Raw genomic sequence first — 5331 nt, 5'->3', positions numbered from 1 at the left:
TCCTGACTCCTGACTTCTGACTCCTAGCCCTAACAAAAAGACTTTTTCAGCAACCCCTAAATAATCTGTATTAACCGAAATTAATCATTTCCAGCTTGATTGGTACGGTGCGTCAAATAGGAAAATATGGCTAATGGTGGTTCAATTAACGGGTGTGACGCACCCTAGAAGAAAGGAAAAACCGCAATTCATATTTAGTAAAGTTTGTCAATGGGTAAGTTACATACTTTATAGGTGATTTTTTGCCATTAGCTTGATCATTTGTAGACAATGGCCAGCGATCGCATTTTGTGGATCAAATTTGAGTGCTTGTTGCCAAGAGGCGATCGCTTCTCTCCATTCTCCTTGCAATGCCGATAATTTACCCGCTAAGGCATGAAAGTCTGAATTGCTGAAATACAAAGCTAGGGCTTGATTGTTGTGGGTTTCTGCCTGTTGATAATGCTTGATGGACAAAAAATGAATTGCCTGTCTGTGATACCAAATAGCTTGGTCGTGCAGACTTAGCAAGTCAGATAAATCGGCTTTGCAGCGTCTACAAGTTGGGGAAGGGGAGGGTAATGGAGAGTTATTGCTGTTAGTTTCTCCCCCCTGCTGCTTTGCTCCCTTGGTTGGACGATAAGTTGCTCCACAAACAGGACATTTCATAATTATCACTTTCTATTGCTTATTCATCATTGGTACTGGCGTAGTAAAGAAAGTCTGAGAGTTCTTCTTGTAATTGGGTTAATTCCGGGCTATTGTTTGCACGTGCATTTTCAATCTGGGTTAATAAGTCTTGTAATTCTTCTGCTTGTTCAGAATCTAGGGTCAGAAGTGTTTGTTGAGCGCGGTCTAAAAGTGCTGTTAATTCTGGAGGAATTTCTTCGGCTGAGATTTCAATTGTTTCATCAGCTTCAAATAATGCGTCTATGTCTGCCCTGGCTTGCTTCAATTCATGGCTGGAAAGTTTTTGAATACCTGCATTATTGACTACTAGGGTGCCCTGTTGACCTTTGCCTTTTTCAGTGGTGGTGACGGTGAGAATGCCATTCATATCAAAGTCAAAATGAACTTCGATTTGAATATCTCCTGCTGGTTTGGGTGGTAGGTTCTCTACCTTAAAAGAGCCTAGAGGAACATTTTCTTGAGCGATCGCATTTTCTCCCTGGAAAACTTCAATTTCTACCGCTTCTTGTTCATCAAACACGGTGGAATAAACTTCAGAGCGAGAAACGGGAACAACGCTGTTGCGGGGAATAATTACACTGAAGTAACCTGGCATCATCCCCATTGGTGTAGTCACGGCCGCAGCGATACCCAAGGAATGGGGAATTACATCAACAAGAATCGCATCTACGGATTCACCTACCAACACCCCGGCTTGTAAAGCTGCTCCTAATGCCACACAAAGGTCTGGTTGAATGCCATCGCTAGGTGTTTGTCCCAAATGTTCTGAGATCATTTCTTGGACTAGGGGAATGCGTGTAGAACCACCAACTAGGATAATCCGGTCAATATCACCTGGTTCGAGGTCTGCATCTGCGAGGGCGCGGTCAATTGCTTCTAGGGTTTCTGTCAATAGGGGACGAATCAGTTTTTCCAAATCTGCCCGTGCTATTTCTGTCTCTAAATGTAGTGCTGTCTTGCCTTTACTGCCTAAAAAGGCTTCTCGAACTGTGGCAAAGCCGTGGGAACTCAGGTCAATTTTTAACTGTTCTGCTGCTCGTAGGAGACGCGCTTGGGTGGCAGCATCGTCTGGTACATCTACACCATGCTGTTTACGAAATAGATCGGCAAGATGGAGTTGCAAAAGCCTATCGAAATCGTCTCCACCCAAGCGGTTGTTACCATGAGTAGCTAATACTTCTGTGACTTCACCTGTAATTTCCACAACCGAAACATCAAAGGTACCACCTCCCAAGTCATAAACCACAACCCGTTCTGTGTCTTCGGCACGCAAATCATAAGCTAAAGCTGCGGCTGTTGGTTCGTTGATAATTTGCAGTACCTCTAAACCAGCTATTTCGCCAGCGGTTTTAGTTGCTTGCCGTTGAGCATCTGTAAAGTAAGCGGGAACTGTAATTACGGCTTGGGTGATTGTTTCTCCTAAAGCGCTTTCTGCCCGTTGTTTGAGGGCGCGGAGAATAATTGCGGAAACTTCATGGGGTAAGTATTCTTTATCTCCTAAAGTGGTTTTGTGGTCAGTTCCCATCCAGCGTTTAATTGACTTTACGGTGCGTTCGGGAGCAGCAGCATATTGACGGAGTGCTTCTCGTCCCACCAGCACTTTACCTGTATCACTAAATCCGACGCAGGAGGGTAAAATCAAGTCGCCATCTTCTCCTGGCAATACCCGCACCTGTCCGTTTTCGACGATCGCCACTTCGGAGTTTGTTGTACCTAAATCAATACCAACTGCTTTCATAGTTCCAAATTTAAAAGTTTTTTGTCCCTGGTGCGATGCCTGCGGCGAGCGATAAGCTATTACATAAGCTCACACCGTAGGTAATTACAGATATTGTATTTTGAAGTGTGACAATTTCACCAATAAATATAAGGCTACAAGATATTGACTAAATAAGTCATCATTCTTAGGATCAACTAAACAAGGTAGAACCCATGGAAGTTAGCCACTTCTTATACCAGTAACTCGGATAGGTTTTGCAATTTGGCGATCGCTGTATCACGAGTTTTCGTAGGAATTATCCCATTTAGTCTTCTTTATTTGTCTAGCCTGTTAAATTTCTAGGACTACTAATTTTCAATGAGATGAGATTGCAGCCTAACGGTCTAGTTGAGCCGCTATGGACAAACTATGCTTTTTAAGATCGCTTTTGAAAGGTCGGCTCCAACGCAGTGTTAGACGGTGCTTACTTTACGGATTTCTACGCTGCCTTCCTCAAATACTTGAACTGTGAGTTGATAGCCCTCCATCAATGACATTCCAACTAAAGGTTCTGAATCAGCTTCATCAATTGGGATAGTCAGATAATCGCCATCCCACACCACAATTGCTTCATAGACATTAAAAACGCATTCACTGCCATCGCCAAGAATAGCGCGTCCTCGTCTTTTCCATTTCAGATTTAACCGATCAATCAGGTCTGGAGGCAATGAAAGCCAACCATTAAAACCAGTATCGACAATCGCATCTTGCGTATAAATCTTTCCTTCAGAGTCACATATTGATAGCGAGATAATTGCCTCAAAATCTGCGTTAACAATTCCTGAGATCATACTGCTCTCTTTGTTCGTCCACCAAATCGGCGAACGTGGCGGGAACCAACTCGAACAATCCAGATTTGAGCATCTGGGTGACGGGCTTCGAGCTTATTGCAAGCAGCTATTTCACGAGCATCAACTTCAAAGTCTCCAGTTTCAATGTCAATTGCTACGATTTTGCCTTGATTACCAAATTCCACTTGCGGACGTATTTGATTTTGGTAAATGAGATCACCTCGTTGGGCGAACTCTTCTTTGCTATAGCGCGGGTGATGGAATGACATGATTGTGAATTTCCCTTGATCATTGCCTTGTCTAGCATTATAGCTGACCAGAAATAGCTGTGAATACATTACTTAATATCAAAATAAAAATAAGGTGCGTTACATTTCATTAACGCACCCTACAAGATCAGCGATCGCACTCAAAATCGTCAGGCTCTTCAAAGTTCGACGGAGGAAGACGAACAATGTATTTTGATAGAGGTGATGAGTCGATCTACCCTTGTAAACCAATCAGTTCCGCAGTACTCATTTAATAGTAATAAGAACTGCTTTTGATCTAGTAGTTCAATTCTTGAATCTTTGTTAGCCATTTGAAGTGCACCAGACTCAAAGCGTCCAGTCGTTACAAGGACACCTCTAGTAGCTCGGTGATCATCAATAGTGCCAAGCAATTCACGCACTTCTCCCTTACCAACAGGATTAGATTCACGCCACTTCTTTGCCTGAATGACGATCAAATCCTTCTGTCCACATATATTTTTTTCAGCAAACACATCTACACCATCATCATTGCCACGAGAAGTCACCCTTACATTGAAACCCATGTGATCATATACCGCTCCACATAACCACTCTAGTTCGCGCCAATGAAGTGAAAGTAGCCCTCGTTCTGCGCTGTCTATTGTGTGAAAACTTTCAATATACCGATTACGAATGATTGCTTCGGCATCAAACAAACCTGACAAATAGTTATCTGTAAGTAGACCAAAGTATGGGTAGAAAAAAGCATTTATAACATTCAGTGCCGTTCGCGGATGATGAGGAAGTAAATCAATGACCCATCCCAAACCTTCCCATACTGGATATTTGCCGTGACTCTTAACATGATAGAGTAGGCGACGGTCGTGCTCCTTTAACTCATTAAGACAAGTACCCTTTGATAGCTGGGAAATTAGAATTTGAGCATTCAATTGATCACTAGGATTTGATCCAGTCGAAACTAGAAAGTGCCGCAGCAAAAGTTTGACATCTTTTTCCGGTCGTAGATGTGCTGTCCTAAGCCATTCGTTTTTGTGATCTTCTGTAGGAAACTTATTCCTTACAAAAATCATTCCTGTAGGTGGTTTGCGGAGAAGCTCTAGCCACTCATCAAGAGTAGTTCCATCTACGTCAAGAATCTTTGTATCATTCACAATTAACTCCTAATCTTTTCCCGCACCATCATTTATTCAGGGCTGTCTGAAGTATTTTTGTCGTCCAACGGCACAATTGAGCGGCAAGCGATCGCCCCTAAATCAAAATTAAAATATCACAATATTGTCCAGTTTAATGCTTTGCGGAACAAATTGCCTTAGCAATCCCCCCGTAAATATTTTATCTGAAGTAAACATGGCTTAAAGCTCTTTATCTGCCAGCCTTTAAAACTTGTTCGGCTGTCAGTTTGAGATTTGGAAATGTGAGAGAAGTAATCGGTTGATCACCACGAAACTGCTGAATTTCATACTCTCCTTTGACTAAGGTACAAATCGAAAGGGTGGGTTGTTTCGGTTTCCCAATATGTCGAGTCCCACCTAGACCCGCATAATCCGCAATCCAATATTCAGGAATACCTAAAATTGCGTAGTCTTCGACTTTACGCGCATAATCATTTTGCCAGTTGCTACTAACTACTTCCATCACAAATTTAATCGAACTGCCCAGGGTGAGGATTGATTGGTCATTCCAAAGTAGTTCTTTGGCAAGTTCATTGCGATCCACAACCATAACATCAGGTCTAAATGCTGTCATACCCAAGTTAGAAGGACGTAGTAATCCTCGCTGAAGGACAAACCAATTTAAACCTATTGCATCAATTTGGGCGCAGATTTTTGTGGTGGTAAAAGCTGAAACTTCTTCATGGTGG

At 42.5% G+C, this 5331-nt stretch carries 6 protein-coding genes; all 6 read right to left on the bottom strand.

Annotation, left to right across the window (positions count from 1 at the left end):
• Window positions 1–228: 228 nt before the first annotated feature.
• Window positions 229–648, bottom strand: a complete 420-nt coding sequence (locus VB711_RS12070) for a tetratricopeptide repeat protein (protein WP_323286269.1) — start codon at window positions 646–648, stop codon at window positions 229–231.
• A 19-nt stretch (window positions 649–667) separates the two neighbouring features.
• Window positions 668–2407 (bottom strand): Hsp70 family protein, encoded by a 1740-nt coding sequence (locus VB711_RS12065; protein WP_323286268.1) that lies wholly within the window; start codon window positions 2405–2407, stop codon window positions 668–670.
• Between the two features lie 434 nt (window positions 2408–2841).
• Window positions 2842–3219, bottom strand: a complete 378-nt coding sequence (locus tag VB711_RS12060; protein ID WP_323286267.1) for a clan AA aspartic protease — start codon at window positions 3217–3219, stop codon at window positions 2842–2844.
• A complete protein-coding gene (locus VB711_RS12055) occupies window positions 3216–3488 on the bottom strand; it encodes a hypothetical protein (protein WP_323286266.1) in 273 nt (90 codons plus the stop codon). Before VB711_RS12055 ends, VB711_RS12060 begins: the two co-directional genes overlap by 4 nt.
• A gap of 158 nt (window positions 3489–3646) precedes the next feature.
• A complete protein-coding gene (locus tag VB711_RS12050; protein WP_323286265.1) occupies window positions 3647–4621 on the bottom strand; it encodes a restriction endonuclease in 975 nt (324 codons plus the stop codon).
• 211 nt (window positions 4622–4832) lie between these two features.
• A partial coding sequence (locus VB711_RS12045) for a Uma2 family endonuclease (RefSeq protein WP_323286263.1) occupies window positions 4833–5331 on the bottom strand: 499 nt, incomplete at its 5' end.

Source organism: Cronbergia sp. UHCC 0137 (assembly GCF_034932285.1).
GTDB lineage: Bacteria > Cyanobacteriota > Cyanobacteriia > Cyanobacteriales > Nostocaceae > Cronbergia.
Note: the sequence above shows the minus strand (reverse complement) of the source record. Positions and strands in the feature narration are given on the sequence as shown.

What these genes read in the sequence shown, in the direction of transcription:
- VB711_RS12060 (WP_323286267.1), bottom strand. Translation starts at nt 3,219, where the DNA reads ATGATCTCAGGAATTGTTAACGCAGATTTTGAGGCAATTATCTCGCTA.
- VB711_RS12070 (WP_323286269.1), bottom strand. Translation starts at nt 648, where the DNA reads ATGAAATGTCCTGTTTGTGGAGCAACTTATCGTCCAACCAAGGGAGCA.
- VB711_RS12055 (WP_323286266.1), bottom strand. Translation starts at nt 3,488, where the DNA reads ATGTCATTCCATCACCCGCGCTATAGCAAAGAAGAGTTCGCCCAACGA.
- VB711_RS12065 (WP_323286268.1), bottom strand. Translation starts at nt 2,407, where the DNA reads ATGAAAGCAGTTGGTATTGATTTAGGTACAACAAACTCCGAAGTGGCG.